We start from the raw sequence: 26940 nt of genomic DNA on the forward strand, positions 1-26940 counted from the left end.
ATGCATTTCAACGTGCCCCTGGGGCGGCCAGACCGGAGGCATCATGAGCGAACCGTTGCAACAACAGGATGCGGACACCGCGAAGTCCGAGGCCAACTACGTGGTGCCGGGCCTCGAACGCGGTTTGCGGATCCTCGCCGAATTCTCGCCGCGCGAGCCGGTGCTCGGCGCGCCGGAACTGTCCAAGCGCCTCGGCATTCCGCGCACGACGGTGTTCCGTCTGCTGCAGACGCTCGAATCGCTCGGCTTTCTCGAGCGCGCGGACAAGGATCGCAACTACAAGCTCGGCATCGCCGTGCTGCGGCTCGGCTTCGAATACCTGAGCTCGCTCGAGCTGACCGATCTCGGCCTGCCGGTGATCGAAAGCCTGCGCGATGCGACCGGCTTCACGACGCACATCGTGATCCGCGACGGCCGCGACGTGGTGTTCGTCGCGAAGGCGCAGAGCCAGTCGCCGGTGTTCAGCTCGATTCGCGTGAACGTCGGCACGCGGCTGCCCGCGCATGCGACGACCCACGGCCACGTGCTGATGGGCGACCTGTCGCTGAAGGAGTTGCGTGCGCTGTATCCGGAAGGCGCGCTGAACCGGATGACGAGCGCGACGCCGGAAACGGTCGACGCGCTGTACGAAGTGATCCGGGAAGATGCGCTGCGCGGCTACGGCGTCAGCAATTCGTCGTTCGAGCGCGGCATTTCGGTGGTCACGGCGCCGGTGCGCAACGACACGCAGAGGATCGTCGCGTGCATCACGGTGACGGTGCCGCGGCCGGAGATCGACGCGGCGCTGATCGCCGACGGCCTGATCGACAAGGTGCAGCGCGCGGCGGCGGAATTGTCGCGGCGGCTCAATTACCGCTCGGATGACGAGCACACGTTTCTCAAGGCTTTAGGACTGCGATGATTCAGATCGATCTGACCGGGCAGGTGGCGGTGGTGACGGGCGGTTCGTCCGGCATCGGCCTCGCGACTGCCGAACGGTTCCTGCAGGCCGGCGCATCGGTCGCGATTTGCGGCCGCGACGGCGAGCGTCTCGCGCGCGCCGAGGCGATGCTCGGCGAGAAATATCCGGGCGCGCCGCTGCTCGCGGTGCGCTGCAACGTGCTCGACGAAGCCGACGTGGCCGCGTTCGCGCAGGCCGTGTCCGACCGCTTCGGCCGCGCCGACATGCTCGTCAACAACGCAGGCCAGGGCCGCGTGTCGACTTTCGTCGACACGACCGACGACGCGTGGCGCGAAGAGCTCGAACTGAAGTACTTCAGCATCATCCGCCCGACGCGCGCATTCCTGCCGCTGTTGCGCGATGCGGCCGCGCCGACGATCACCTGCGTGAATTCGCTGCTCGCGCTGCAGCCGGAGCCGCACATGGTCGCGACGTCGTCGGCGCGCGCGGGCGTGCTGAGCCTCGTGAAGTCGCTCGCGACCGAACTCGCGCCGCAGCGCATCCGCGTGAACTCGATCCTGATCGGCATCGTGGAGTCGGGGCAGTGGCGCCGCCGCTACGAAGCGCAGGCGCCGGCCGGCGAAAGCTGGGAGGACTGGACGGGCGCGCTCGCCCGCAAGAAGAACATTCCGCTGAACCGCTTCGGCAAGCCCGACGAGGCAGCCTGGGCACTTTTTTATCTCGCAACGCATCTGTCGTCCTACACGACGGGCAGCCATATCGACGTTTCTGGAGGCTTTGCACGCCATGTCTAAAAAAACCACGGTTGGCGAGCTGATTGCCGCCTTTCTCGAGCAGTGCGACGTCAAAACCGCATTCGGTGTCATCTCGATCCACAACATGCCGATCCTCGACGCGATCAACTCGCGCGGCAACATCCGGTATGTCGGCGCGCGCGGCGAAGCGGGCGCGGTGAACATGGCCGACGGGCTGGCCCGCGTGTCGGGCGGCCTCGGTGTCGCGTTCACGAGCACCGGAACGGCGGCGGGCAACGCGGCCGGCGCGATGGTCGAGGCGCTGACGGCCGGCACGGCACTGCTGCACATCACGGGGCAGATCGAGACGCCGTACCTCGACCAGGATCTGGCGTACATCCACGAAGCTCCAGACCAGCTCACGATGCTCGATGCGATCTCGAAGGCCGCGTTCCGCGTGCGCACGGTCGAGACCGTGCTGCCGACGATCCGCGAAGCCGTGCGCATCGCGCAAACGGCGCCGACGGGCCCCGTGTCGGTCGAGATCCCGATCGACATCCAGGCCGCCGAAATCGAATGGCCGGAAGATCTCGCGCCGGCGCACGTCGCGGTGCGCGAGCACGATGACGCACGCGTCGCGAAGCTCGCCGACGCGCTGGCGGCCAAGCGCCGTCCGCTGCTGTGGCTCGGCGGCGGCGCGCGTCATGCGCGTGCGGAAGTCGAACGCCTGGTGAAGCTCGGCTTCGGCGTCGTGACGAGCGTGCAGGGCCGCGGCGTGCTGCCCGAGGATCACCCGGCGACGCTCGGCGCGTTCAACGTGCATTCGGCGGTCGAAGCGTTCTACAAGACCTGCGACGCGCTCGTCGTGGTCGGCTCGCGCCTGCGCGGCAACGAGACGCTGAAGTACAAGCTCGCGCTGCCGCAGCCGCTGTTCCGCGTCGACGCCGATGCGCTCGCCGACAACCGCGGCTATCGCAACGAGCTGTTCGTGCACGGCGATTCGAAACGCGTGCTGGCCGAGCTGGCCGATCGCCTCGAAGGCCGCCTGTCGGTCGATCCGCAGTTCGCGGGCGATCTCGCGGCGGCGCGCGAAGCGGCCGTCGCGAGCGTGGCGGAAGGCCTCGGGCCGTACAAGAAGCTGGTCGATACGCTGCAGTGCGCAGTGGGCCGCGACTACAACTGGGTGCGCGACGTGACGATCTCGAACAGCACGTGGGGCAACCGCCTGCTGAAGATCTTCGAACCGCGCGCGGGCGTGCATGCGCTCGGCGGCGGCATCGGCCAGGGCATCCAGATGGGCATCGGCGCGGCGCTGGCCGGCTCGGCGGCGAAGACGGTCTGCCTGGTCGGCGACGGCGGCCTGATGGTCAACGTCGGCGAGCTCGTGACGGCCGTGCAGGAAAACGCGAACGTGATGATCGTGCTGATGAACGACCAGTGCTACGGCGTGATCCGCAACATCCAGGACGCGCACTACGGCGGCCGCCGCTGCTTCGTGCAGCTGCACCAGCCCGATTTCGCGCAGTTCTGCGCGAGCTTCGGCCTCACGCACTACCGGATCACGTCGCTCGACGATGCCGAAGCGATCGTGCGCGAAGGGATGGCGAAGGAAGGCCCGGTGATGGTCGAAGTCGACATGCTGTCGGTCGGCTCGTTCGCGTCGAACTTCGCGGGCCCGCCGGTGAAGAAGGAAGCGCCGACGGAGCGCCAATATGCTTAACGGGCAAAAGCGGGCCCACGCACCCGTCGACGTCGCGATGATCGGCTTCGGTGCGATCGGCGCGGCCGTGTACCACGCGGTCGAGCACGATGTGTCGCTGCGCGTCGCGCACGTGATCGTGCCGGAACACCAGCGCGCGGCGGTGCAGGGCGTGCTCGGCGGCGCGGTGGAGGTCGTGTCGTCGGTCGACGCACTGGCCCGCCGCCCCGAGTTCGCGCTCGAATGCGCGGGCCACAGCGCGCTCGTCGATCACGTCGTGCCGTTGCTGAAGGCCGGCACGGACTGCGCGGTCGCGTCGATCGGCGCGTTGTCCGACCTCGCGCTGCTCGACGTGCTGTCGCAGGCGGCCGACGAAGGCGACGCGACGCTCACGCTCTTGTCCGGCGCGATCGGCGGGATCGACGCGCTGGCGTCGGCGAAGCAGGGCGGCCTCGACGAGGTGCTGTACGTCGGCCGCAAGCCGCCGCTCGGCTGGCTCGGCACGCCGGCCGAGGAACTGTGCGACCTGCGCGCGATGACTGACGAGAAGGTGATCTTCGAAGGCACCGCACGCGACGCCGCGCGGCTCTATCCGAAGAACGCGAACGTCGCGGCGACGGTCGCGCTCGCGGGCCTCGGCCTCGACGCGACGCGCGTGCGCCTGATCGCCGATCCGGCCGTCGAGCGCAACGTGCACCGCATTACCGCACGCGGCGCATTCGGCGAGATGTCGCTCGAAATGAGCGGCAAGCCGTTGCCCGACAACCCGAAGACGTCCGCGTTGACCGCGTACAGCGCGATCCGCGCGCTGCGCAATCGCGCGGCCCGCTGCGTGATCTGAGCGGACCACCCGGCCGACCCGGCCATTCGGGCCATTGAACGGCCGCCTGCGCCACGGCGCGGGCAGCTGCGCAGAGACAGATTTGTGGGACTTGTGACATGACTCCATTCGATACGAGCCTCGTACCCAACGGCGACATCCTGATCGGCGGCGAGTGGCGGCGCGGCCGCGGCGCGCCTTACGCGAGCATCTATCCGGCCGACCAGTCGCTGAACATGGAAGTCTCGACGGCGGACGCGGAAGACGCGGCCGACGCCGTCGTGGCCGCCGACGCCGCGTGGCGGCGCGCCGACTGGGCCGGCCTCAAGCCGCACCAGCGCGCGCTGGTGCTGTACCGGATCGCCGACCTGATCATGCAGCGTCACGAGGCGCTCGCGAACCTGCAGCGTCGCGACAACGGCAAGCCGATCGGCGAGACGCGCGTGCTGGTGGCCAGCGCGGCCAACACGTTCCGCTATTTCGCGGCGTGCCTGGAAACGCTCGACGAAGAACTGACGCCGTCGCGCGGCGACTACCTGACGATGAGCGTGCACGAGCCGATCGGCGTGATCGCCGCGATCACGCCGTGGAATTCGCCGATCGCGTCCGACGCGCAGAAGCTCGCGCCGGCGCTCGCCGGCGGCAACGCGGTGGTGCTCAAGCCGGCCGAGGTGACGCCGCTCGTGTCGCTCGCGCTGGCCCGCATCTGCGAGGAAGCCGGCGTGCCGAAGGGCGTGCTGAGCGTGCTGCCGGGCAAGGGCTCGGTGATCGGCGACGTGCTGGTGCGCCATCCGCTCGTGAAGAAAGTGTCGTTTACCGGCGGCACCGAAGTGGGTCGCGGCATCGCGCGCATCGCGGCGGAAAAGCTGATGCCCGTGTCGCTCGAACTCGGCGGCAAGTCGCCGACGATCGTATGCGACGACGCGGATCTCGATCACGCGGTGAACGGCGTGCTGTACGGCATCTTCAGCTCGTCGGGCGAAGCGTGCATCGCGGGTTCGCGGCTGTTCGTGCAGCGCTCGGTATACGACGAGTTCATGAAGCGCCTGGTCGCGGGCGCACGCAAGCTGCGCGTGGGCGACCCGACGCGGCCCGACACGCAGATGGGTCCGCTGATCACCGCGAAGCATCGTGAAGCGGTGGAACGCTACGTCGCGCTCGGGCTGGAGGAAGGCGGCCGCCTGCTGTGCGGCGGCGAACGGCCGTCGGGCGACGGGCGCGAGGACGGCTTCTTCTACCAGCCGACGATTCTCGAAGGCTTGCCGAACAGCGCGCGCATCTGCCAGGAGGAAATCTTCGGACCGGTGCTGGTCGCGATGCCGTTCGACGACGAAGCGTCGCTGATCGCGCAGGCGAACGACAGCGTGTTCGGCCTCGCCGCCGGCATCTGGACGCGCGACTACAAGCGCGCATGGCGCATCGCGCGGGCACTGGAGACGGGCACCGTCTGGATCAACACGTACAAGCTGTTTTCGATCTCCACGCCGTTCTCGGGCTGGAAGGAGAGCGGGATGGGCCGCGAGAAGGGCCGTCTCGGCATCCGCGAGTACATGCAGCAGAAGAGCCTCTACTGGGGCTTGAACGACGCGCCGCTGCCGTGGGCGAACTGAGCGAAGGGGAATGACGCAATGAGCATCTTGGGTATCGAGCAGATCACGTACGGTGTCGACGACCTCGCGACGTGCCGGCGCTTTTTTGCCGACTGGGGCCTGAAGGAAGTCGCGCACGACGACACGCGCGCACGTTTCGAAACGCTGAACGGCTGCACCGTGCTGGTCGTGAAGGCCGACGATCCGTCGCTGCCGCCCGCGTTCGAAGCGGGCCCGACGCTGCGCGAAGTCACGTGGGGCGTCGCGACGCAGCAGGAAGTCGACGCACTGCGCACGAAGCTGGCCGGCCAGCCCGGCTATTACGCGCAGGACGATGCGGTCGGCTGCATCGATCCGAACGGGATGGCGATCCGCATCGAGGTGACGCGCAAGCGCGCGCTCGACATCACCGGCTCGCCGTCGAACGTGTGGGGCCGGACGGCGCGGGTCGACCAGCCGAGCCCGATCTATGCGCGCGCCGAGCCGGTCGAGGTCGGCCACGTCGTGTTCTTCACGAACTGCCTCGACGCGCAGGAGAAGTTCTATCACGAGTTGCTCGGCTTCGAGACGTCGGACCGCTATCCGGGCCGCGGCGCGTTCATGCGCTGCGCGCCGCACGGCGGCCACCACGACCTGTTCCTGCTCGCGTTGCCTACGGGCAAGCGCGGCCTGAATCACGTCGCGTTCACCGTGCGCGACATCCACGAAGTGTTCGGCGGCGGCATGCACATCGACCGCTGCGGCTGGGAAACGCAGCTCGGCCCGGGGCGTCATCCGGTGTCGTCCGCGTATTTCTGGTACTTCCAGAACCCGGCCGGCGCGCTGATCGAGTACTACGCGGACGAAGACGTGCTGACGCCCGAATGGCAGCCGCGCGAATTCGAACCGGGCCCGACCGTGTTCGCCGAATGGGCCGTCGACGGCGGCCTCGACGGCAACACGCGCCGGCAGAAGAATGCGAAGGCGCCGGAAGGCAAGTTCATGACGGAGCGCAAATCATGAGCGCAACGAACTCGCAGGAATCGGCCGCGCCTCGCACGGTCGTCGTGATCGGCGGCGGCCAGGCCGCCGGCTGGGTGCTGAAGACGCTGCGCGCGGAGGGCTTCGCGGGCCGTCTCGTGATGATCGCCGACGAGCCGCACCTGCCGTACGAGCGTCCGCCGCTGTCGAAGGCCGTGCTGGCCGGCGACGCCGACATCGAGACCGTGCGTGTCGTGCGCCCGGACGAATTCGCCGCGCTGAACGTCGAGGCATGGCAGCCGGAACGCGCGGTGTCGATCGACCGTGCGCGCCGCGTGGTGAAAATCGAAAGCGGCCTCGAAGTCGAATACGACCGCCTCGTGATCGCGACCGGCGGCACGTCGCGCCGCTTGCCTGACTCGATCGTCAGGACCCCGAACCTGCATTACCTGCGTACGCTCGACGAAGCGGCCGCGCTCGGCGATAAACTGCGCGCGAGCCGGCGTGTGCTCGTGATCGGCGGCGGCTGGATCGGCCTCGAGGTCGCGGCGACCGCGCGCAAGCTCGGCGTCGAAGCGGTGGTCGTCGAAGGCGCGCCGCGGCTGTGCGGCCGCTCGGTGCCGCAGGTCGTGTCGGACTTCCTGCTCGACCTGCATCGCGCGAACGGTGTCGACGTGCGCCTCGGCGCGGCGCTCGCATCGCTCGACGCACAGCCGGACGACGCATCGAAGGTGCGCGCGACGCTTGCGGACGGCACGACGATCGACGCCGATTTCGCGGTGGCCGGCATCGGCCTCGCGCTGAATGCGACACTCGCGAGCGACGCGGGCCTCGCAGTCGACGACGGCATCGTGGTCGACGAATTCGGCGCGACCAGCGATCCGGCGATCTTCGCGTGCGGCGACGTCGCGAACCATCACAACGGCTGGCTGAAGCGGCGCGTGCGGCTCGAATCGTGGGCGAACGCGCAGAACCAGGCGATCGCGGCCGCGAAGGCCGTGCTCGGCGTGCGCGCGCCGTACGCCGAGATTCCGTGGTTCTGGTCCGATCAGTACGACGTGAACCTGCAGATCCTCGGCGATCTGCCGGCCGATGCGCAGCTCGTCGTGCGCGGCGATCTCGCCGCGCGACGTGCGACGCTGTTTTTCGTGGGCGACGGACATGTGAGAGGTGTCATCGCCATCAACAACGCGCGCGAGCTCAAGCTCGCACGCAAGTGGATGAACCAGGGCCGGGCAGTGAACACGGAAGCCCTGGCGGACACGACCCAAGCGCTTGCCTGATCGGCGAAACCGGTACAAAGACCCAGGAGACACCCCGCATGAGCACTTTCGACAACGTCGTGGCCGGCAGGGCCACGATGGAAGCTGCCGCCTCCACGCCCGGCGCGATCATCGCGCGGCTCGAGCGGCTTCCGGCCAACGCGATGCAGATCCGCGCGCGCGTGCTGATCGGCACCGCGACGTTCTTCGACGGCTTCGACGTGATCACGATCGCGGCGACGCTGCCGCTGCTGATTCACAAGTGGGGGCTGTCGCCGACGCAGATCGGCATGCTGATCGCGTCCGGCGCGATTGGCCAGCTGATCGGCGCATTCCTGTTTCCCGCGCTCGCGGAGAAGCATGGCCGCGTGAAGGCGATCGCGTGGAGTTCCGCGGTGATCGGCATCACCAGCATCGCGTGCGGCTTCGCGCCGACGTTCGAGGTGTTCGTGCTGCTGCGGATCCTGCAGGGGCTCGGCCTCGGCGGCGAGCTGCCGGTCGCGGCCACGTACATCAACGAAATCACGCGCGCGCACGGCCGCGGCCGCTTCGTGCTGCTGTACGAAATCGTGTTCCCGATCGGCCTGCTGGTATCGATGGCGCTCGGCGCGTGGCTCGTGCCGCGGTTCGGCTGGGAGATCATGTATTTCGTCGGCGGGCTGCCGCTGATCCTCGCGCTGGTGCTCACGCGTCTGGTGCCGGAATCGCCGCGCTGGCTCGCGTCGCGCGGGCGGCTCCCGGAAGCCGGGCGCGCGGTCGGCGTGTTCGAAGCGTCGGTGCGCGGCGAACTGCCGCCGGTCACGCAGGTGGCCGCGTACGACGAGATGGTGCGCCAGCACCCGAAGCGCCGGATGACCGACCTGTTCAGCGCCGCGTATCGCAAGCGCACGCTCGCGGTGGCGACGCTGTGGGCGACCTGCGGGTTCATCCAGTACGGGCTGTCCACGTGGCTGCCGACGATCTACAAGAACTTCTATCACGCGCCGCTGCAGCTCGCGCTGAATCTCGCGGTGATCGGCTCGGTGATGGGCGTGCTCGGTTCGCTCGCGTCCGCGCTGCTGGTCGACAAGCTCGGCCGCAAGCCGGTGATCGTGTGGTCGTTCGTGCTGTGCGCGCTGTCGCTGGCGTTCGCGGGCATCTACCACGCGTCGTCGGTGTACGTCGTCGCGACCTTCTGCTCGCTGTCGCTGGGGCTGATGGCATCGGGCTTCATCACCGCGTACGTCTATACGCCGGAACAGTATCCGACGAGCATCCGCGCGTCGGGCTGCGGGCTCGGCAGCGCGTGGCTGAAGATCGCGTCGTTCGCGGCGCCGATGATCGTGCCGCACGCGATCATCGGCGGCAATCTCGCGCCGGCGTTCTACCTGATCGGCATCGTGCCGCTGATCGCCGCCGTGACCGTTCATTTCGTCGGGATCGAGACGAAGGGGAAGGTGCTCGAAGCGCTCGAGGCATAAGCGCGGCGCGCGGCAAAGGCGATGTGGAAGGCCCGGACGATGTGTCCGGGCTTTTTCGTTTCGGGCAGCGGATCGTGCGTGCCGGACAGCGCGAACGCACGCGATGGCCGGCCTCCGGATAGCGTGTTCTAATTCATGCTTGCGTTTTTTCCCCGGCCGCCGCGATGCCCTTGTTCGAACCCGTCACGCTGCATACGTCCCGACTCGTCCTGCGTCCGCTTCGCGACACGGACGCTCATGCGTTCTTCGACCTCTGGTCCGATGCGCAGGCGATGCGCTATGCGTCGTTCGCGCCGCTCACGGATTGGCGGCAGGCCGCCGAGCGCGTCGCGCGCAACCTCGCGACGACCGCCAGCGGCCAGGATCTCGTCTGCGTGCTCGAAGCGCGGGACACCGGCGACGTGCTCGGCGAATGCGTGCTGTTCCATGCGCACGAGCAATGCCGGCGTGCGGAAATCGGCTTCAGCCTGCGGCGCCGCTACTGGCGCGGCGGCTATATGCGCGAGGCCGCGTCGGCGGTCATCGACCACGCGTTCGGCACGCTGCGCCTGAATCGCATCGAGGCCGACATCGATCCGCGCAACGTGGCATCGGCCGCGCTGCTCGAACGGCTCGGGTTCGTCAGGGAGGGCGTGCTGCGCGAACGCTGGATCGTCGGCGACGAGGTGTCGGACAGCGCGCTGTACGGGTTGCTCGCGCGCGATCGTCGCGGGTGATGCGGGTGATGCGGGTGATGCGGGTGACGCGGCGTGTCCGGTGCGAACGAATGACGCATCGGCATCGTTCCCGTAGCCGCGACGCAGGCGCGGCGGCCGATCCGGCTGGCGGCTTGCCGGATTGCCGTGTCGAACGTACGCTTTGCCTACCCGCGACTCCATCAGCAGGTTACCGCCCCATGCAAGCCCATCCTCTGCGTCTTTCCCCCGGCGACGATCTGCGCGCGTCGATCGAGCAGGCGTTGCGTCGACTCGACGCGCATGCAGCATTCGTGATCCAGGGCATCGGCAGCCTGAACGTCGCGCAGCTGCGCTATGCCGGCGTCGCTGCGCCGACCGAGCTGCGCGGCGATCTCGAGATCCTGACGCTTGCCGGTTCGGTCTCGCCGGACGGCGCGCACCTGCACATGGCGGTGTCCGACGCGCACGGCCGCGTCTCGGGCGGCCACGTCGCGAGCGGCTGCGTGGTGCGCACGACCGCCGAGATCCTGCTCGTATCGTTGCCCGCGCATCGTTTTTCCCGCGAGCACGATGCGCTCACCGGGTTCAACGAGCTGGTCGTCCGTCCGGCGAAAGACTGAGATCGCGCGGGCCGGGCCGTTCACGATCGTGCGTCCATCGCGACGACGCACGACCGGCGGCGACGATTCAACGGGCCGTCTTGCCGACCACATGGCGCCGGCAATGTTCGAGATACGCCTCTTCGTGCGCGGCCATCAGTTCGATGATGCTTCGCCACAGCCATGACGGTGCGTCGACCGTCTTCGGGTGCTGGCGCCGCAACTCGCTGCACCACGCGCGTTGCGTCGCGTGGTCCATCTGCGCGGCATGCGCGTTGCCGATCACCAGCGCCAGATAGCGCGCGACTTTGACCGCATCGGCCTCCGACATCCGTTCCGCGTCCAGTTTCAGATCCTGCGGCATCAATTCGCGTATGACGACGGGGCATCCGTCGAGGCGTGCCGCGCACATCCGGCTGCCCAGCATCGGCGATACGTGCCGCGCGCCTTCGAGCACCCGTTGCGCGGGATCGCGCGGCATACGCACGCCGGGATCCTTCGGGGCCTTCGCCGCCGCGGCCTCCTTGATGTCGATCAGATACGGCGGATGGCCGTCGGAACACGCGTCGTCGATATCCAGCATGACCGCGAAGCGACGCCGTCCGAGCGAGCTGCATCCCTTTACCCAGAAGGCGGCGTCGAGCACCTTCATCCTCGCGTCGCGGTGTGGCGCGCGGCTGAGCGCCGCGCCGATCGGCGAATCCGGCGTGGATTCGAACAGCGCGTGGATGGCGCTCCGCTCGCGCTCGGACAACGGCCAGAAGCGTTTGCCGAGCGGAATGCGCGGCGTGACGTTCTGGATCGTCTGCCGGTCGAGCTTGCGCCACGATCGGTGCAGCGCCGCCTTCATCGCGATCTTGATCGCGGCTGGGCGTTGCAGGTGACTGGTCTCGGCGCGGTGCCGGCCGTCGAACGCCTGCTCGTATCCGGCGATGAGCGCTTCGACCATCCGCCACGTGATGATGCCGGGCAGATCGGAGCTGCGCGCCGCGGTCGCGAGCGAGAAGCCGAGACGCAGCAGGTCGTGTACGGGATTGCCGATCACGCTCTGGTCGAGATCGCGGATCTGCACGGCAACCTCGCCCGTCTTCGCCGCGACGGGCCCCAGATTGCCGAGATGGCAGTCGCCGCCGATCCATACCGCGGGGCCGTCGGGCAGGGTGCCGGAGCGATGGTCCGCGAGCCATGCGTAGAAGCGCTCGGCGCTGCCGCGCGTATACGTGTGTATCGAGCGCGCCATCTTGCCGCTGCGCAGGCGCGCGAGAATCTGCGCGCGCTGGTCGCTGGACGGCAGCCGTGCCGATCCCGATGCTTTCTTCGCCACGATGCGTTCTCCTTCTGTTCCGCGGCATGCGTCGCCGGTGCGTGTGCCGGCTCGCGTGACGTCGGTGTATCCGGCGCCGCGCCGGCCGGCGCGGCTCCACCTGCTCAACCCGGCACGAACACGCCCAACGCCGCGACCGCCATCGCGAACGTCGCGAGCCAGCCGCCCCAGGCCAGCAGGCCGGTGATCGCGAACTTGCCCATGATGCGCGTGCTGTGGGCCATCAGCATCATCACGACCATGATCGGCACGGCGGTCACGCCGTTGATGACCGCACTCCAGTAGAGCGCGCGGATCGGGTCGAAATGCATGAACGTGATCGCGACGCCGCCGATGATCGCCAGTGCGATGACCGCATAGAACTCGCGCGCGACGCCGAATTGCAGCGCGAGGCTGCTGCGCCAGCGGAAAGTGCCCGCGGCCGCATAGGCGGCCGACCCCGCGAGGACCGGCAGCGCCAGCAGGCCGGTGCCGATGATTCCGAGCGCGAACAGCACGTACGCGAAGTGCCCGCCGATCGGCTCGAGCGCCCGCGCTGCATCCGCCGACGTCTTCACGTCGATGTGGTGCAGGTTCAGCGTGGCAGCGGCCGTCAGCGTGATGAAGAACGCGATGACGTTCGACACGCCCATCCCGACCCACGTATCGAAGTTGATCCGGCGCAGCTGCGCGGGGGCCTGGTGAGGCGCGTGCCGCAACGACTGCTGGTTCGGCACCGCGCGCAGCTCCTCGACTTCCTGCGATGCCTGCCAGAAGAACAGGTACGGGCTGATCGTGGTGCCGAGCACGGCGATGACCGTGGTCAGGTAGGCGGCGGACAGCTGGACGCGCGGCAACACGAGCGCACGGCCGACCTCGCCCCACGGGACGGGCACGATGAGCGCCACGGCGACGTAGGCGAGCAGGACCAGCGCGGTCCATTTGAGCAGGCGCGCGTAGCGGTCGTACGGCACGAGGATCTGCAGCAGGGCCGATGCGCCGCCGAGGCACACGACGTAGAGTTCTTGCGGGCCGTTCAGCAGGAGCTTGACCGCCGCGCCCATCGCCGACAGGTCGGCCGCAATGTTGATCACGTTCGCGACGATCAGCAGCACGACGGTGACGTAGAGCAGCCACGGGGGATAGTGCGTGCGTATGTTCGACGCGAGGCCCTTGCCCGTCACGCGGCCGATGCGCGCGCTGACCAGCTGGATCGCCGTCATCAGCGGATACGTCAGCAAGAGCGTCCACAGCAATTCGAAGCCGAACTGCGCACCCGCCTGCGAGTACGTGCCGATGCCGGACGGATCGTCGTCCGCGGCACCGGTGACGAGGCCCGGCCCGAGGCGGCGGAGCCACGTTGCGGCACGCGGACGCTGCTCCGCGGAATCGAGGGACTCGTTGTCGTTCATGATCGCGACTCGTGGGGAAGGGGGCAATCGAGTCGCAATTGGCATGCCCGACGGAACGCGCGGCGGCGCGGGCGGGTTATGGGATGCGACCGCCAGACGCGGTGCAACCGAACGCAATTTGACGCGATGGAAGACCGGCTCGGCTAACGGGCGGGGAGCGGCGGTACGGCAGGGAGCGCACGACGTGCTCGCGTGCTCGTGACGGGGGGAACCCGAACCCAGTTGGAGAAGCGACGGACGGTGCCGAGCGATTCGCGCAAGTCGCTATCGCTGCGACGTGCTTGACGTGTCGCGGCGAACGCTCATCGGTCGCCGCGATCGTCGGATGGTCGGCGAATTCGTATTGCCGCTACCGGCGAGCCAATGCCGCCGGTGGCAAGCGAAAGAACCTCGGAAGGCGCCGCGGATCACAGTTGGCGCCCACGCGCCGCGACACGCATGCGACCGGCGCGGCGCCCGGTCGGCCTCAACGGGCCGCCACCGCGACGTCCTGATTACCGCGCCCGGACACGAGGCAGCTCGACATGAACGCTTCGCTCTGGCTGTCGGCCGCAGCGCTGCCGAAGCCCTTGCCGAGCGCGGCGTATTTCACCTGCTCGGCGCCCTGCGAGCAGGCGGTCGGGCTGGCGTCGCGGCCTTGCGCGTGCAGCAGCGCGCGATCGCCGATCAGATAGACCAGCAGCGCGAAAAAAGCGATGTGTACGACTCGTCTCATGGTTCGTCTCCTCGTCGCTCAAGCGTAACGCGGAGACGTTTCTCGAAGCACTTGGGGCTTCCCCCGGTAAACGTCTGCAGAAATGACGGCGAGCCCGGCTGATCGTGTCCCGTTTTTACCGTGCGGACGACGAAAAGGCACGTTGGCCGCCCGCATCGCCGCGCGATTGACGCGAGTTTGACGAATGTCAGACGGCGGGCAGGGCGAGACGGTCGTGCCGACGGTCAGGGCGATAGCATGAATACATGTTTCAACGGAACGCGATGCGCGGCAGGCGATGGGCGCCGCGGCTCCGAATGCAGCGGGTACGTATTGAACATCGCTATCGAATTAGTGAGGAATCCAAATGCTTAACGTATCGTCCGTCCTGATCAGTCTCGCGCCGATGTGGGCGATTCTGCTGGTTGCATCGTCAGCCGCGACCTATCTCGTGTTCTGGCGCAAGGTCATCAAGTAAGCGGCGAGCGCCGCATCGCGTGCCGCTTATCTGACCGCCGTCACCGGCACGTTCGAAATCCGCACGAGGCGGCCCATCATGCTGCGACCGAACATCGACAGCATCTGATGAAACGGATCGTGCCGCGGCGCGACCACGACGATTTCGTCGCAGCCCGTCTCGGCCGCAACGGCCGCGATCGTGTCGGCCACCGGCCCGACCTTCTTCACGACGCTGTATCGGACGCCGGCTTCCCGCAGCACCCGTTCGGCCGTCGCCAGATCGTCGCACGCGAACTGGTCCTCGATCGAACGCAGTCGCGACAGCGAGTGAAATGCCTCGAGCCGCGTCGCTTCGAGCGGCGGCTGGACGTTGATCAGCACGATTTCCGACGCGCAGCGTTCGCGATACAGGAAGGTCGCATGGCGGACCGCCTGCAGCGAACGCGGCGAATGACCGACCGGAACCAGCAGCTTGAGCATGGAAGATGCTCCGGAATTGAGATGTTTGCAGCGTAGCGCGGCGCCGGATCGCCCGACCTAAAGAGATCGGGCGGCCGCGTAAAAATGTCGTCAACGTCCGCCGCGCCTATTAGAAATATAAGAAATTTAAGTTTATGCGCATAAACGTTTTCACCGACCGGCCGGGCGGCGGCGCGGGGCGGGCCGCGCCGATTTAGTCGGATCCTCAATGAATCGCGGCGGAAAATATCGGAGGTCGGCGATCCGGCGTCGCGTAGAGTAGAGCGTCGGCCGCGGCGCGGCCTTCTCCCGGCTCCGGCGCCATCCCGGCCGTTCGGGACGGACCGCCGCCACGCCGCGGCCCGCCATTCCATTCCGATTCCAGGAGACCTCGCATGCCGCATGGCGCCCCGCAGCTTCTCGCACCCGCTTCCATCACCGTCGACCCGATCGTGCGCCTGTCGGCCGGCGAACTCGCGTCGGCGATCCGCGGCAAGGCGGTCTCGTGCGTCGAGACGATGCGTGCGTATCTCGATCACATCGAGCGCGTGAACGGCGCGGTGAACGCGTTGATTTCGCTGCGCGATCGCGCCACGCTGCTCGCCGAAGCGGCGGAAAAGGACGCGGCACTTGCCCGCGGCGAGTACCACGGCTGGCTGCACGGAATGCCGCAGGCGCCGAAGGATCTCGCGATGACGAAAGGGCTGCGCACGACCTACGGCTCGCCGATCTTCCGCGATCACGTGCCGCAGGCCGATTCGGTCGGCGTCGGCCGGATGCGCGCGGCGGGCGCGATCTTCATCGGCAAGACCAACACGCCGGAGTTCGGCCTCGGCTCGCATACGTTCAACGAAATCCACGGCGCGACGCGCAATCCGTACGACCTGACGAAGAGCGCGGGCGGCAGCAGCGGCGGCACGGCGGCGGCGCTGGCCGCGCGCATGCTGCCGGTCGCGGACGGCAGCGACTTCGGCGGCTCGCTGCGCAATCCGGCCGCGTTCTGCAACATCTACGGGTTCCGTCCGTCGCAGGGCCGCGTACCGCGCTGGCCGGGCGTCGACGTGTTCATGCAGCAACTCGGCATCGAAGGGCCGATGGGCCGCACGGTCGGCGACGTCGCGCAGCTGCTCGCGATCCAGGCCGGCTACGACCCGAACGATCCGCTGTCGCTCGCGGAAGATCCGGCCGTGTTCGCGAAGCCGCTCGACACGGACCTGCGCGGCAAGCGCATCGCGTGGGTCGGCGACTGGAACGGCTATCTCGCGACCGAGCCGGGCGTGCTCGCGCAGTGCGAACAGGGCCTCGCGACGCTGCGTGAGATCGGCTGCGACGTCGATGCCGCGCTGCCGGCGTTCGCACCGGAGCGCCTCTGGCGGCTGTGGCTCGCGCATCGGCACCTGCTGTCCGGCGGCGGGCTGCTCGCGCACTATCGCGACCCGGCACGGCGTGCGCTGCTGAAGCCCGAGGCGATCTACGAGGTCGAAGGGCTGCTCGCGATGCAGGGGGCCGAGGTGTTCGACGCGAGCGTCGAGCGCACCGCGTGGCACCAGGCCGTGCTGGGCTTCTTCGATCGCTACGACTTCATCGCCGCGCCGACCGCGCAGGTGTTTCCGTTCGACGTCGAGCAGCGCTGGCCGCAGGAAATCGCGGGCCGCGCGATGGATACCTATCACCGCTGGATGGAAACGGTCGTGCCGTGGACGCTGGCCGGCTGCCCGGTAATCAGCGTGCCGGTGGGCTTCAACGACGCGGGGCTGCCGATGGGGATGCAGCTGATCGGCCGGCCGCGCGCGGATCTCGCCGTGCTGCAGCTCGCGCGCGGCTACGAGCAGGCGGCCGACTGGGTCGGCCGGCGGCTGCCGGGCTGGATGGCTGCGTAATGCGACGGCCGGCGGGCCGGTGACACGCGCCGAACCCAAGTGACGAACCGGGCGGCCGCGTGCCGCCCGGTTCGTTTCCACACCTCGAAACGCGCCGGCTAATCCTGCCATTTGTGCGCCGGGCATCACGCTGTCGCACAACGGTGCCGGCCGACACCGGCGCAGCGCCGGCGCATACCGGGCGTCGCCGGGATTGCCGCGGTGCAGGAACGAATCGCGGCGCCAGCCCGATATCGCGCGGCAAATCCGGAGGAATCCGCGCGCCGGGCGACGGTCGTGCCGGGCGATTTCGTATCGATGTGTTTCAGTCGTTGCGGCGGCGCGCGGCGCGCTTCGACAATATCGGCCTCAAACAAATTCGGGCACGAGGGAAACACATGAAGCACATTCGCGCGACGGGCAAGCACCTGGCATCGGCGGGCATCGCCTTCGGCATCATGCTCGGCGTGAACGGCACCGCCCATGCACAACTCGACCTCCAGTCGATCGGCTCGGCGCTGCTCGGCGGCGGGCAACAGCAGGCCGCACCCGCGCAGGGCGGCGTCGCGCAGCTGATGCAGGCGTACGTCGGCGCGAACCAGCAGGTGCTGGTCGGGCAGTCGTCGCTCGCGTCGGCGATGGGGCTCACCGGCGCGGCCGGTCAGGCACAGCAGGCCGCCGGCCTGCTCGGCGGCGGCAATGCGCTGACGCCGGCCGCGTTGTCGCAGATGGGCGGCGCGCAGCAGTCGGTGTCGCAGGCGCTCGGCCAGGCGTTCGCGAGCGGCGGGGCGTCGCACGGCCCGATCGACAAGCAGGCGTTCAGCAACGGCCTGGCGTCGCTCGGCCAGGGCCTGACGCAGTACTCGCAACTGCAGTCGGGGCTCGGTAATCTCGGTTCGACCAGCGCGGCATCGCTGCTGCAGTCGGGCCTGAATCCGCAGAACATGCAGGCCGCGTCGTATATCGCGCAAAGCGCGCCGGGCCAGTTGCAGTCGCTCGCGTCGACGCTCAGCCAGGCTGTGCAGTTCGCGACGAGCCAGGGCATTACGGTGCCGTCGGTCGCGTCGTCCGCGCTGAAGCTGCTGCCGTAACGCGGCCGCACCCGCTACGGAGCTGGCAGCGCGCGCGGCGATCCGGGATGGCCCCGCGCAACATGTGGATATCGCTCGATGCTATCGTGGCGTGTTCCCCGTTACCGGTGCCGGTTCATGACTGACTCGTTCGACCTCTCGCGCTACTTCGCCCGCATCGGCTACGACGGCCCGGCCGAGCCGACGCTCGACGTGCTGCGACGGCTGCACCTGCTGCAGCCGCAGGCCATTCCGTTCGAAAATCTCAATCCGCTGACCGGCGCGCGCGTCGCGCTCGACCTGCCCGCGATCGTCGACAAGGTGATCGGGCGCCGCCGCGGCGGCTACTGCTTCGAACTCAACAAGCTCTTCTACACCGCGCTCACGACGATCGGCTTTCGCGTGACGCCGCTGATCGCGCGCGTGCGCTGGATGCGGCCGCCCGAGCTCGTCACCGCGCAGACCCACATGCTGCTGCGCATCGATCTCGACGGCGCGGCGTGGCTCGCCGACATCGGCTTCGGCAGCGCGACGCTCACCGCGCCGCTGCGCTTCGTGCCGGGCGAGCGGCAGCTGACGCCGCATGGGGCGTTTCGCGTCGTCGACGCGCCGGTCGACGGCGAATTCGACATGCAGTTCCAGATCCCCGACGGCTGGCAGACGACCTACCGCTTTTCGCTGAAGCCGGCCGAGTGGATCGATTACGACGCCGCGAACTGGTTCACGTCGACCTATCCCGAGTCGATCTTCGTCAACGACCTGATCGCCTGCCGCGTGCTGCCGGACGGCCGCGCGGCGCTGTTCAACACCGTGCTGACGCTGCGCGACGCGGCGGGCGCGGGGCGCACCGTCACGTTCGACGACGCGGCCGCGTGGGGCGCGTGCCTGCGCGACACGATCGGCATCGATACGACCGGCTTCGACCTCGACGCGTTGTTCGCGCGGGTGGCGGCGCGGGCGAACCCGATGTAATGCGTCGCGGGCCGCGACATGAGCGTACGCAATCCGGCCGGCCGTGCGTGGCGCCTGCAGGCGCCGCGCCAGCCGCGCGCATGAGGACGAGACGATGACCGACCTTCATCCGGACGCCCCTGACAGCACCGCCGCGCGCGTCGCGCTGTGGCGCGCGCTGCACGTCGAGCTCGATGCGCCGCCGCACGTGTTCGCCGACGAAGTCGGACTGCGCCTGCTCGCGCCGGCGCCCGGCTGGCAGCAGCGCGGCGACATGGATCCGCAATTCACGCGGCCGTTTCGCGCGTCGATCGTCGCGCGGGCGCGCTTCATCGAGGATCTCGTCGTCGAGCAGGCCGCGCGGGGCGTGAACCAGTACGTGATCCTCGGCGCGGGCCTCGACAGCTTCGCGCAGCGCCGGCCCGAGATGGCGTCGCGCCTGACCGTCTTCGAGGTCGATCCGCCCGCGCCGCAGGCGTGGAAGCGCCGCCGGCTGACCGAGCTCGGCTTCGGCGTGCCGGACTGGCTGCGGTTCGTGCCGGTCGATTTCGAAGCGAAGCAGTCGTGGCGCGACGCGCTCGTGCGCGCGGGCTTCGATGCAGGCAAGCCGGCGGTCGTCGTGTCCACCGGCGTCAGCATGTACCTGACGCGCGACGCGAACGCGGCGGCGCTGCGCGAAGTCGCGTCGCTCGCGCCGGGCTCGACGTTCGCGATGACGTTCCTGCTGCCGCTCGAGCATGCCGATCCGGACGTGCGCCCGGCGCTCGAAATGGCCGCGAAGGGCGCGCGCGCGAGCGGCACGCCGTTCATCAGCTTCTTCATGCCGGCGGAGATCCGCGCGCTCGCGACCGGGGCCGGCTTCGCGCGGGCCGAGCATGTGTCGGCCGCGGAACTCACGCGCCGCTACTTCGCCGATCGGACCGACGGCCTGCGCCCGCCGGACAACGCGGAAGAACTGCTGGTCGCGACGGTGTGACGTCGCGACCTTCCATCACGCGCGTTCGAGCACGGCCATCTCGCGCACGATCACGAGCAGCACCGCGAGGCTTGCGCCGCCCGACGCGCGCAGGTCGGCGAGCAGGTGCTCGTAGCGCTGCAGCGCGGCTTCGCGGCGTTCGCGCCACGCGTGGACGATCGTCTCGGGCGCCGTCGAGTCGGCCGACTCCGCGAGCGCGCTGGTGGCGAGCGTGCGCTTGAGCCGCGCGACTTCCGCGAGCGCGGCCGCGCGCGCCAGCATGTCCCAGTGAGTCGGGGTCGGCAGCGAGGCCGCGCGTTCGCCGATCCACCCGTAGTTCAACAGCGTGCCGAGCGAGAAGTAGACGCCCGCGACCAGCTCGAGGCTGCGATCGCAGGTCGCGGCCACTTCGGCGATGTCGAGCAGCGCGGCCGAGATGTCGCCGCTCGCGACGCGTACCGCGAGCGCGCTCTCGACGCCGGCTTCGACCAGCGCGCGCTGCCGCTCGGACAGCGCCTCCAGATCGGCGGTTGGCAGCAACGACGGCAATTGCGGCGCGATGCGCTGCACCGCGTCGCGGCACCGCGCGATCAGGCCGGCGACGCCGCCGTCGGCCACCGTGCCCGACTGCAGCTGCCGCAGGAACCACAGCGCCGCGCGCTCCAGCAGCCGCGCGACGTCGACGAACATGCGCGCCTGCACGTCGTCGGCGACGCGGTTGTCGAGCGCGTCGATGTCGCGCCACACCGCATCGAGATCGAACACGTCGCGCGCCATGATGCAGGCGCGTACGATGTCGCCCGGCTTCGCGTCGGTTTCCTCCATCAGCCGGTGCACGAACGCGCAGCCGACCCGGTTGACGAGCGCGTTGGTCAGGTGCGTCGCGAGAATCTCGCGGCGCAGCGGGTGGCGCTGCATCGGTTCGCTGAAGCGCTGTTGCAGCGGCTTCGGGAAATAGTCGACGAGCATCGCGGCGACGAGCGGATCCTCGGGCACGTCGGATTCGAGCAGCGCGTCGTACAGCCACATCTTGCTGTACGCGAGCAGCACCGCGCGCTCCGGCGACGTGAGGCCCTGTTTCGCGGCCTGCCGTTCGGCGATCTCGTCGTCGGTCGGCAGGAATTCGATCACGCGGTTCAGGCGGCCCGCGCGTTCGAGCCAGCGCATCAGGCGCGCCTCGGCGTCGAGCAGCTCGACGCCGTAGCGGCCCGCGATCGACAGCGCCTGCGTCTGGTAGTAGTTGTCGCGCAGCACGAGCAGCCCGACTTCGTCGGTCATTTCCGCGAGCAGGGCATTGCGCTGCTTCTCGGTCATCTCGCCGTCGCCGACGACGAGCCCGAGCAGGATCTTGATGTTGACTTCGTGATCCGAACAATCGACGCCGGCCGAGTTGTCGATCGCGTCAGTGTTGATGCGCCCGCCGCGCTGCGCGAACTCGATGCGGCCGAACTGCGTGCAGCCGAGGTTGCCGCCTTCGCCGACGACCTTGCAGCGCAGGTCCGCGCCGTTCACGCGTACCGCGTCGTTCGCGCGATCGCCGACCTGCTGGTGGGTTTCGCGCGCGGCCTTCACGTAGGTGCCGATGCCGCCGTTATACAGCAGGTCGACCGGCGCCTGCAGGATCGCGCGGATCAGCTCGGTCGGCGGCAGCGCCTGCGCGTCGATGCCGAGCGCGGCCTGCACGGCCGGCGACAGCGGGATCGTCTTCGCGGTGCGCGGGTAGACGCCGCCGCCCGCCGAGATCACGGACGTGTCGTAGTCGGCCCAGCTCGAGCGTTCGAGCGCGAACATCCGCTGGCGCTCCGCGAAGCTCGTCGCCGGGTCGGGGTTCGGGTCGAGGAACACGTGGCGATGATCGAACGCCGCGACGAGCCGGATATGCGGCGACAGCAGCATCCCGTTGCCGAACACGTCGCCCGACATGTCGCCGACGCCGACCACCGTGAAGTCGGTCGTCTGCGTATCGATGCCCATCTCGCGGAAGTGCCGCTTCACCGATTCCCACGCGCCGCGCGCGGTGATCGCCATCTTCTTGTGGTCGTAGCCGACCGAGCCGCCGGACGCGAACGCGTCGTCGAGCCAGAAACCGTATTCGTGCGAGATCGCGTTCGCGTAGTCGGAGAAGGTGGCCGTGCCCTTGTCGGCCGCGACGACGAGATACGGATCGTCGGCGTCGTGGCGCACCACGTCGGGCGGCGGCACGATCGCGTTGCCGGCGAGATTGTCGGTCAGGTCGAGCAGGCCGCGCAGGAAGGTCTGGTAGCACGCGATGCCTTCGCGCATCCATGCTTCGCGATCGCTCGGCGGCGGCGGGTTCTTCACGACGAAGCCGCCTTTCGAGCCGACCGGCACGATCACGACGTTCTTCACCATCTGCGCCTTCATCAGCCCGAGCACCTCGGTGCGGAAATCCTCGCGACGGTCGGACCAGCGCAGCCCGCCGCGCGCGACGCGCCCGCCGCGCAGGTGCACGCCCTCGACGCGCGGCGAGTACACCCAGATCTCGAACATCGGCTTCGGCTCGGGCAGGCCGGGCACCTTCGCCGGATTGAACTTGAACGACAGGTACGGCTTCGATTCGCCGTTCGCGTCGTGCAGGAAATAGTTGGTGCGCTCGGTCGCGTTGATCACGCCGAGAAACTGGCGCAGGATCCGGTCCTCGTCGAGGTTCGGCACCTGGTCGAGCGCCGTCTCGATCGCCTTCAGCAGGCGTTCGGCCTGCACGTCGCGCGTGCCGCCCGTGGCCGGGTCGAAGCGCACCAGGAACAGCTCGACGAGCTGCCGTGCGATCGCCGGGTTGCCGGTCAGCGCGCGCTCGATATAGGCGTCGCTGAACGTCGAGCCGACCTGCCGCAGGTATTTCGCATATGCGCGCAGGATCGTGACTTCGCGCGCGCTCAGGTGCGCGCGCAGCACGAGGCGGTTGAAGTCGTCGTTCTCGATCCGGCCGCTCCAGATCCGGTCGAACGCATCCTCGAACAGGCCCTTCACGCGTTCGATGTCGAACTCGGTATCGTCGGCGAGTTCGAGGCCGAAGTCGTGCACCCAGGCGGGCGCGGCATCCTGCGTCTGGATCCGGTACGGCCGCTCCTCGTCGACGCGCACGCCGAGATGCTCGAGCATCGGCAGGCTGCGCGACAGCGCGATCGGGTCGCCCGCGCGATACACCTTGAAGCGGAACGCGCGCGCGTCGGCCTCGATCGGGCGGTACAGGTTCATCGCCAGCTGGCCCGACGCCTTCACGCGCTCGATCAGCTCGATGTCGCGCACGGCCGTGCGCGCCGGATAGTCGTCGCGATAGCCGGCCGGGAACGAGTCCGCATAGTGCTGCAGCAGGCGGTTGCCTTGTTCTTCGCCGAACGCGTCGAGCAGCGCGTCGGCGAGATCGTCCTGCCAGCGGCGTGCCACCTGCACGAGCCGCGTTTCGAGTTCGCGCGTGTCGACGTCGGGCATCGTGCCCGGTTCCGCATGGACGACGAAATGAATCCGCGCGATCGCCGATTCCGACAGCAGCGGCGTGAACTCGACGTTCACGCCGTTGTACGCATCGACGAGCAGCTTCGCGATGCGGCGGCGCAGGTCGGTGTTGTACTTGTCGCGCGGCACGAACGCGAGGCACGACACGAAGCGGTCGAAGCGGTCGCGCCGTACGAACAGGCGCGTGCGCTGGTGTTCCTGCAGGCGCAGGATGCCGAGCGCAATGTCGTAGAGCTGGTCTTCGTCGGCCTGGAACAGTTCGTCGCGCGGATAGGTTTCGAGCACCGTCACCAGCGACTTGCCGAGATGCCCCTTCGGCAGGAAGCCCGCGCGCCGCACGATGTTCGCGCATTTGCGGCGCACGATCGGTATCTCGGTGTACGAACCGAAATAGGACGTCGACGTGTAGAGTCCGATGAAGCGCCGTTCGCCGGTCACCTTGCCGTCGGCGCCGACCAGTTTCACGCCGACGTAGTCGAGATAGCCGGGCCGGTGCACGGTCGCGCGCGAGTTCGCTTTCGTCAGGAAGATCGGCCAGGGGCCGGTGATGATCTCGGCGGCGGCCGGCGGCAGCGGCGTCACGTCCGGCGCGCCGGGCGCGCGCAGCGATTCGCGCAGCAGGCCGCAGCCGGAGCCTTCGACGCCGCGCAGGCCGAAACCCGTGCCGTCCGACACGAGCGCGTAGTCGCGCTGGCCGAGGAAGGTGAAGTGGTCGGCGACCATCCATTCGAGGAACGCGCGCGCCTCGAGGTCTTCCGCGGTGGATTCGCGGGCCTTCATGTCCTTGATCGTCGCGCGCGCGATGTCGACGATCTTCGGCCAGTCCTCGACCGATGCGCGCACGTCGCCGAGCACGCGCGCGATGTCGTTGCGCAGCGTGTTGAGCAGCGCGGCGTCGCCGCAGCGATCGACTTCGAAGTGGATGAACGACGCGAGCTGCGACTGGCCGTCGCCGGCCGTCGCGCCGCCGGCGTCGACGCGCTCGATCGCGCCGTCGCCGCCGCGCCAGATGCGGAACACCGGGTGCAGCGCCGAGTGCAGCGCGAGCCCGAGGCGGTTGACGGCCATCGTCACCGAGTCGACGAGGAACGGCATGTCGTCGTTGACGATCTCGATCACCGTGTGGTCGGAGTGCCAGCCGTGCTGTTCGAGGATCGGGTTGTACACGCGCAGCCGCTCGCTGCCGGGCACGAATTTCTGGGCGGTCTGCCAGTGCGCCATCGCGGCGCCGTAGAGGTCGGCGATGCCGCGATTCTGCAGATCATCGGCGTCGACGAAATCGTAGTAATGACGCAGGAACGGTTCGACGATCCGGAACGTGGCTTCGGGCAGGCGTCCGCGCGCGAATTCGACGACATCGGAGAGCAGGTGTGCGACGACTTCTTCGTTCTTCGCTTCCATGGCGGTCTCCTGGTCGGGTGGCCATTGGCTGCTGCGTCTGTGCCGCATTATATGCGCCGATTGCGTGACAACGCGATGTGCGGGCGCACAACGCGGCTCAGGGAACGAAGGCCGCGTGCGACGCCGGAAGCTGGCGTCGCGCGGGCGAGTCAGGCGAGGTCCGGCGGCTTCACGTCGAGCCGCATCGTGCGGTGCATTCGTCCGGATGTCACCGCAACTCGAACGCCTGTCGCCAGGCAGGTTCCGCCACCGCTGAACGCAGCGGTGTCAGCGTTCGTCGCTCCACAGCTTGCCGCCCGTCGCCCAGTTCTCCTTCTTCACGTCGGCGAGGATGATGTCGACCGAGCCCGGGTCGCAGCCGAGCGTCTCGCACGTGACGCGCGTGATCGCTTCGACGAATGCGCGCTTCTGCTCGACCGTGCGGCCTTCGAACAACTGGATATTGAAAGTCGGCATGACTGGATGCTCCGATGGTTGGGAGTAGGGAAGTCGGGACGCGAGCGGCGTCAGTCGCGATACGACGGATCGATCCGGTCGAGGCGGCGCAGCAGCGCCGGCCATTCCAGTTCGCCCTCGATCGCGCCGCCGTCGCGCAACTGCGCGGCGGTGCGCTCGGCGACGGCCGGCTCGGGCAGCACGAGCGTCCCGCCGCCTGCCTGCGCGCGCACCTGGATGTCGCAGGCCTTGATCAGCGTATCCATCAGCACATATGCCTCGGCGACGGTCCGGCCGACCGTCAGCGTGCCATGGTTGCGCAGCAGCATCGCGGATTTCGCGCCGAGGCTGGCGGTCAGCCGCGCGCCTTCGGCCGGCGAGAACGCGAGCGCCTCGTAGTCGTGGTACGCGAGGTCGCCGTGAAACCGCAGCGCGTGCTGCGACGCGGGCAGCAGCCCGTCGCGCTGGATCGACACGGCGATGCCGGCCGTATTGTGCAGGTGCATCACGCAGACGGCGTCCGGCCGCGCGGCGTGCACGGCCGCGTGCAGCGCAAAACCGGTCACGTTGACTGCGTATTCGCTCTCGCCGATCCGGTTGCCGGCCAGGTCGATCTTCACGAGATTCGATGCGCGAACCTCGTCGAACGCGAGGCCGAACGGGTTGATCAGGAAATGCCCGGGTTCGCCGGGCACGGTCGCGGAAAGATGCGTGTAGATCAGGTCGTCCCAGCCGTTCAGCGCGACGAGGCGATAGGCGGCGGCGAGATCGACGCGCAACCGGCGCTCGGCGTCCGAGATCGGGCCGCCGGGCTTCACGGTGTCAGGACGGTGTGCGAATGACGACATCGGGTTCTCCGAGGGTGAAGCGGCGCGCGACGATCACCGTGATCCACGCAGCGATCGCGAACGGGGCGGTGAATGCCGGGAAGCCCGCGCGCGTCGCGAGCCACTGGATCAGCGCGGCGAGCGCGGCGGCCGCGAACGCCGCGCGCGGCCCGCGCGGCATCAGCGCGAGTGCGGCGAGCGCGCCGTTGAAGCCGAGCAGGCCGTCGGCGAACGACGCGCCGTTCGCGCCGGCCGCGATCAGCAGCACGGTCGACACGATCGTGCCGCCGAGTGCGAACGCGGCCGCGCGGCGCGACGCGACGGCGAGGCCGGCGACGATCAGCGCGCCGGCCCACGGGCCTTGCGCAAAGGTGGTTTGCGCGACGCCCGACAGCAGCGCGTCGGCGACGGAAGGCAGCGTCAGCGGCGCACCGGCGGTCGCGTCGCCCGCATGCTGCGGCGCGACAAACGGCAGCCACAGCGCGGTGACGGCGAGGCACGGGCTCGAATACGGGCACTGGCGCCAGCGGGCGAGCGGCACACGCATCGCGCGTTGCACGAGCGCCGCGCCGATCGCGACCAGCGGTACCAGCGCGACGGCGGCGGGCGAAGCGGGCGCGAACAGCACGGCGATCAGCGCGGCGAGCGCGCCGTTGAAGCCGTGCAGTCCCTGTTCGACGTCGCGGCGCTCGGCACCCGTCAGCACCGCCGTCATGCTGGCGGCGGCCGAGCCGACCAGCGCCGCGGACGCGAGCCGCAGGTCGGTCAGCGCCAGCGCGGCGAGCAGCAGCGCGCCGGTGACGGCATGCGCCTGCAGCACGATCTGCCCGATGCCGCGCAGCAGGATGCGCAGGTCGATCGACGGCGAGGCGGGGCGGGCGGTAGGCATGGCGGCGGTGGAGCAGGACGAGCCGCGAGCATAGGACACAATGCCGTG

General features: G+C 68.9%; 22 protein-coding genes. 14 read left to right on the plus strand and 8 right to left on the minus strand.

The features are described 5' to 3' along the window. Positions 1-43 precede the first annotated feature (43 nt). The 10 genes from U4Z31_RS24640 to U4Z31_RS24685 all read left to right on the plus strand — a co-directional run bounded on the left by U4Z31_RS24640 (position 44) and on the right by U4Z31_RS24685 (position 10722). On the plus strand, positions 44-901 hold the full coding sequence (locus tag U4Z31_RS24640) for an IclR family transcriptional regulator (protein WP_321811609.1): 858 nt from the start codon (positions 44-46) through the stop codon (positions 899-901). Beyond that, positions 898-1695: an SDR family oxidoreductase gene (locus U4Z31_RS24645; RefSeq protein WP_321811610.1), complete on the plus strand. Its 798-nt coding sequence runs from the start codon at positions 898-900 to the stop codon at positions 1693-1695. The genes U4Z31_RS24640 and U4Z31_RS24645 overlap by 4 nt, the downstream gene beginning before the upstream one ends. Further along, positions 1688-3355: a thiamine pyrophosphate-binding protein gene (locus U4Z31_RS24650; RefSeq protein WP_321811611.1), complete on the plus strand. Its 1668-nt coding sequence runs from the start codon at positions 1688-1690 to the stop codon at positions 3353-3355. Before U4Z31_RS24645 ends, U4Z31_RS24650 begins: the two co-directional genes overlap by 8 nt. Further along, positions 3348-4175 (plus strand): aspartate dehydrogenase, encoded by an 828-nt coding sequence (locus U4Z31_RS24655; protein WP_321811612.1) that lies wholly within the window; start codon positions 3348-3350, stop codon positions 4173-4175. The genes U4Z31_RS24650 and U4Z31_RS24655 overlap by 8 nt, the downstream gene beginning before the upstream one ends. A 98-nt stretch (positions 4176-4273) precedes the next feature. After that, positions 4274-5764, plus strand: coding sequence for an aldehyde dehydrogenase (locus U4Z31_RS24660; RefSeq protein WP_321811613.1), 1491 nt, complete (start codon positions 4274-4276; stop codon positions 5762-5764). An 18-nt stretch (positions 5765-5782) separates the two neighbouring features. Beyond that, positions 5783-6745: a VOC family protein gene (locus tag U4Z31_RS24665; RefSeq protein WP_321811614.1), complete on the plus strand. Its 963-nt coding sequence runs from the start codon at positions 5783-5785 to the stop codon at positions 6743-6745. After that, positions 6742-7986 carry an NAD(P)/FAD-dependent oxidoreductase gene (locus U4Z31_RS24670; RefSeq protein WP_321811615.1) on the plus strand — a complete coding sequence of 415 codons (1245 nt, stop codon included), beginning with the start codon at positions 6742-6744 and terminating at the stop codon, positions 7984-7986. Before U4Z31_RS24665 ends, U4Z31_RS24670 begins: the two co-directional genes overlap by 4 nt. A gap of 38 nt (positions 7987-8024) precedes the next feature. Further along, a complete protein-coding gene (locus tag U4Z31_RS24675) occupies positions 8025-9425 on the plus strand; it encodes an MFS transporter (RefSeq protein WP_321811616.1) in 1401 nt (466 codons plus the stop codon). 164 nt (positions 9426-9589) lie between these two features. Beyond that, the gene (locus tag U4Z31_RS24680) at positions 9590-10141 is read left to right on the plus strand and encodes a GNAT family N-acetyltransferase (RefSeq protein WP_124666740.1); all 552 of its coding nucleotides are present in this window, start codon (positions 9590-9592) and stop codon (positions 10139-10141) included. Between the two features lie 179 nt (positions 10142-10320). Beyond that, complete coding sequence (locus U4Z31_RS24685; RefSeq protein ID WP_124520778.1) at positions 10321-10722, plus strand: PPC domain-containing DNA-binding protein; 402 nt, start codon at positions 10321-10323, stop codon at positions 10720-10722. Positions 10723-10789: 67 nt separating this feature from the next. Here the strand turns inward: U4Z31_RS24685 and U4Z31_RS24690 are convergent, their stop codons facing one another. The 4 genes from U4Z31_RS24690 to U4Z31_RS24705 all read right to left on the minus strand — a co-directional run bounded on the left by U4Z31_RS24690 (position 10790) and on the right by U4Z31_RS24705 (position 15049). Beyond that, the gene (locus U4Z31_RS24690) at positions 10790-12025 is read right to left on the minus strand and encodes a DUF2252 family protein (protein ID WP_321811617.1); all 1236 of its coding nucleotides are present in this window, start codon (positions 12023-12025) and stop codon (positions 10790-10792) included. 104 nt (positions 12026-12129) lie between these two features. Beyond that, complete coding sequence (locus U4Z31_RS24695; RefSeq protein ID WP_321811618.1) at positions 12130-13416, minus strand: Nramp family divalent metal transporter; 1287 nt, start codon at positions 13414-13416, stop codon at positions 12130-12132. Positions 13417-13882: 466 nt separating this feature from the next. Further along, a complete protein-coding gene (locus U4Z31_RS24700; protein ID WP_124520772.1) occupies positions 13883-14131 on the minus strand; it encodes an adhesin in 249 nt (82 codons plus the stop codon). 483 nt (positions 14132-14614) lie between these two features. Then, positions 14615-15049 (minus strand): universal stress protein, encoded by a 435-nt coding sequence (locus tag U4Z31_RS24705; protein ID WP_044843188.1) that lies wholly within the window; start codon positions 15047-15049, stop codon positions 14615-14617. Between the two features lie 374 nt (positions 15050-15423). Between U4Z31_RS24705 and U4Z31_RS24710 the strand changes: the two genes are divergently transcribed. From U4Z31_RS24710 to U4Z31_RS24725, 4 genes are all read left to right on the plus strand, one after another. Continuing rightward, positions 15424-16908 (plus strand): amidase, encoded by a 1485-nt coding sequence (locus U4Z31_RS24710; protein ID WP_321811619.1) that lies wholly within the window; start codon positions 15424-15426, stop codon positions 16906-16908. 377 nt (positions 16909-17285) lie between these two features. Further along, a complete protein-coding gene (locus U4Z31_RS24715) occupies positions 17286-17978 on the plus strand; it encodes a hypothetical protein (RefSeq protein ID WP_257769710.1) in 693 nt (230 codons plus the stop codon). A gap of 117 nt (positions 17979-18095) precedes the next feature. Then, positions 18096-18929 carry an arylamine N-acetyltransferase gene (locus tag U4Z31_RS24720; protein WP_321811620.1) on the plus strand — a complete coding sequence of 278 codons (834 nt, stop codon included), beginning with the start codon at positions 18096-18098 and terminating at the stop codon, positions 18927-18929. Positions 18930-19023: 94 nt separating this feature from the next. After that, on the plus strand, positions 19024-19884 hold the full coding sequence (locus U4Z31_RS24725) for a class I SAM-dependent methyltransferase (protein WP_321811621.1): 861 nt from the start codon (positions 19024-19026) through the stop codon (positions 19882-19884). A 15-nt stretch (positions 19885-19899) separates the two neighbouring features. Here U4Z31_RS24725 and U4Z31_RS24730 read toward each other — a convergent pair whose 3' ends face one another. The 4 genes from U4Z31_RS24730 to U4Z31_RS24745 all read right to left on the minus strand — a co-directional run bounded on the left by U4Z31_RS24730 (position 19900) and on the right by U4Z31_RS24745 (position 26892). Further along, positions 19900-24741, minus strand: a complete 4842-nt coding sequence (locus U4Z31_RS24730) for an NAD-glutamate dehydrogenase (protein WP_321811622.1) — start codon at positions 24739-24741, stop codon at positions 19900-19902. Between the two features lie 267 nt (positions 24742-25008). Further along, positions 25009-25197, minus strand: a complete 189-nt coding sequence (locus U4Z31_RS24735; protein ID WP_044843193.1) for a 4-oxalocrotonate tautomerase — start codon at positions 25195-25197, stop codon at positions 25009-25011. 50 nt (positions 25198-25247) lie between these two features. Then, positions 25248-26024: a class II aldolase/adducin family protein gene (locus U4Z31_RS24740; RefSeq protein ID WP_321811623.1), complete on the minus strand. Its 777-nt coding sequence runs from the start codon at positions 26022-26024 to the stop codon at positions 25248-25250. Next, complete coding sequence (locus U4Z31_RS24745) at positions 25999-26892, minus strand: urea transporter (RefSeq protein ID WP_321811624.1); 894 nt, start codon at positions 26890-26892, stop codon at positions 25999-26001. Before U4Z31_RS24745 ends, U4Z31_RS24740 begins: the two co-directional genes overlap by 26 nt. Positions 26893-26940: the final 48 nt, after the last annotated feature.

The sequence above is a fragment of the Burkholderia sp. BCC1985 genome (assembly GCF_905339915.1).
Classification (GTDB): Bacteria; Pseudomonadota; Gammaproteobacteria; order Burkholderiales; family Burkholderiaceae; genus Burkholderia.

What these genes read in the sequence shown, in the direction of transcription:
- U4Z31_RS24645 (WP_321811610.1), top strand. Translation starts at nt 898, where the DNA reads ATGATTCAGATCGATCTGACCGGGCAGGTGGCGGTGGTGACGGGCGGT.
- U4Z31_RS24680 (WP_124666740.1), top strand. Translation starts at nt 9,590, where the DNA reads ATGCCCTTGTTCGAACCCGTCACGCTGCATACGTCCCGACTCGTCCTG.
- U4Z31_RS24650 (WP_321811611.1), top strand. Translation starts at nt 1,688, where the DNA reads ATGTCTAAAAAAACCACGGTTGGCGAGCTGATTGCCGCCTTTCTCGAG.
- U4Z31_RS24660 (WP_321811613.1), top strand. Translation starts at nt 4,274, where the DNA reads ATGACTCCATTCGATACGAGCCTCGTACCCAACGGCGACATCCTGATC.
- U4Z31_RS24670 (WP_321811615.1), top strand. Translation starts at nt 6,742, where the DNA reads ATGAGCGCAACGAACTCGCAGGAATCGGCCGCGCCTCGCACGGTCGTC.
- U4Z31_RS24710 (WP_321811619.1), top strand. Translation starts at nt 15,424, where the DNA reads ATGCCGCATGGCGCCCCGCAGCTTCTCGCACCCGCTTCCATCACCGTC.
- U4Z31_RS24700 (WP_124520772.1), bottom strand. Translation starts at nt 14,131, where the DNA reads ATGAGACGAGTCGTACACATCGCTTTTTTCGCGCTGCTGGTCTATCTG.
- U4Z31_RS24725 (WP_321811621.1), top strand. Translation starts at nt 19,024, where the DNA reads ATGACCGACCTTCATCCGGACGCCCCTGACAGCACCGCCGCGCGCGTC.
- U4Z31_RS24745 (WP_321811624.1), bottom strand. Translation starts at nt 26,892, where the DNA reads ATGCCTACCGCCCGCCCCGCCTCGCCGTCGATCGACCTGCGCATCCTG.
- U4Z31_RS24695 (WP_321811618.1), bottom strand. Translation starts at nt 13,416, where the DNA reads ATGAACGACAACGAGTCCCTCGATTCCGCGGAGCAGCGTCCGCGTGCC.
- U4Z31_RS24730 (WP_321811622.1), bottom strand. Translation starts at nt 24,741, where the DNA reads ATGGAAGCGAAGAACGAAGAAGTCGTCGCACACCTGCTCTCCGATGTC.
- U4Z31_RS24655 (WP_321811612.1), top strand. Translation starts at nt 3,348, where the DNA reads ATGCTTAACGGGCAAAAGCGGGCCCACGCACCCGTCGACGTCGCGATG.
- U4Z31_RS24675 (WP_321811616.1), top strand. Translation starts at nt 8,025, where the DNA reads ATGAGCACTTTCGACAACGTCGTGGCCGGCAGGGCCACGATGGAAGCT.
- U4Z31_RS24740 (WP_321811623.1), bottom strand. Translation starts at nt 26,024, where the DNA reads ATGTCGTCATTCGCACACCGTCCTGACACCGTGAAGCCCGGCGGCCCG.
- U4Z31_RS24705 (WP_044843188.1), bottom strand. Translation starts at nt 15,049, where the DNA reads ATGCTCAAGCTGCTGGTTCCGGTCGGTCATTCGCCGCGTTCGCTGCAG.
- U4Z31_RS24715 (WP_257769710.1), top strand. Translation starts at nt 17,286, where the DNA reads ATGAAGCACATTCGCGCGACGGGCAAGCACCTGGCATCGGCGGGCATC.
- U4Z31_RS24640 (WP_321811609.1), top strand. Translation starts at nt 44, where the DNA reads ATGAGCGAACCGTTGCAACAACAGGATGCGGACACCGCGAAGTCCGAG.
- U4Z31_RS24665 (WP_321811614.1), top strand. Translation starts at nt 5,783, where the DNA reads ATGAGCATCTTGGGTATCGAGCAGATCACGTACGGTGTCGACGACCTC.
- U4Z31_RS24720 (WP_321811620.1), top strand. Translation starts at nt 18,096, where the DNA reads ATGACTGACTCGTTCGACCTCTCGCGCTACTTCGCCCGCATCGGCTAC.
- U4Z31_RS24685 (WP_124520778.1), top strand. Translation starts at nt 10,321, where the DNA reads ATGCAAGCCCATCCTCTGCGTCTTTCCCCCGGCGACGATCTGCGCGCG.
- U4Z31_RS24735 (WP_044843193.1), bottom strand. Translation starts at nt 25,197, where the DNA reads ATGCCGACTTTCAATATCCAGTTGTTCGAAGGCCGCACGGTCGAGCAG.